The organism is Streptomyces scopuliridis RB72, assembly GCF_000718095.1.
GTDB classification, from domain to species: Bacteria; Actinomycetota; Actinomycetes; order Streptomycetales; family Streptomycetaceae; genus Streptomyces; species Streptomyces scopuliridis.
This window is the reverse complement of the sequence record NZ_JOEI01000088.1, coordinates 1-439: the sequence shown is the minus strand read 5'-3', so window position 1 is coordinate 439 and position 439 is coordinate 1. Positions and strand designations below refer to the sequence as shown.

General features: G+C 64.2%; 1 protein-coding gene. It reads left to right on the top strand.

Annotated elements, in window-relative coordinates:
- Nucleotides 1-22: 22 nt before the first annotated feature.
- On the top strand, nt 23-439 hold a 417-nt coding region (locus tag IF11_RS37475), incomplete at its 3' end, for an AMP-binding protein (RefSeq protein WP_244888291.1).

Genomic DNA, 439 nt, shown 5'->3' with positions numbered 1-439 from the left:
GCTGGGTGAGGGTGGTGAGTCGTTGACGTATGGCGAGTTGGGTGTGCGGGTGGATCGTCTGGCTGGGCATTTGGCTTCGTTGGGTGTGGGTGTGGAGTCTCGGGTGGGGGTGTGTTTGCCGAGGTCGCTGGATTTGGTGGTGGCGGTGTTGGGGGTGTTGCGGGCTGGTGGTGCGTATGTGCCGTTGGATCCGGAGTATCCGGTGGATCGGCTGGAGTTTATGAAGGCTGATAGTGGTGTTGAGGTGGTGGTTACGGAGGAGGTGTTGGCGCGTTCTCTGGTGGGGGATGTGGTGGCTCCTGAGGTGGTGGTGTCGTTGTCGTCGGCGGCGTATGTGATCTATACGTCGGGTTCGACGGGGCGGCCGAAGGGTGTGGTGGTGCCGCATGGGGCGATGGCCGGGCTGGTGCGCTGGGCGGTGGGGCTGGGGGAGGGACGC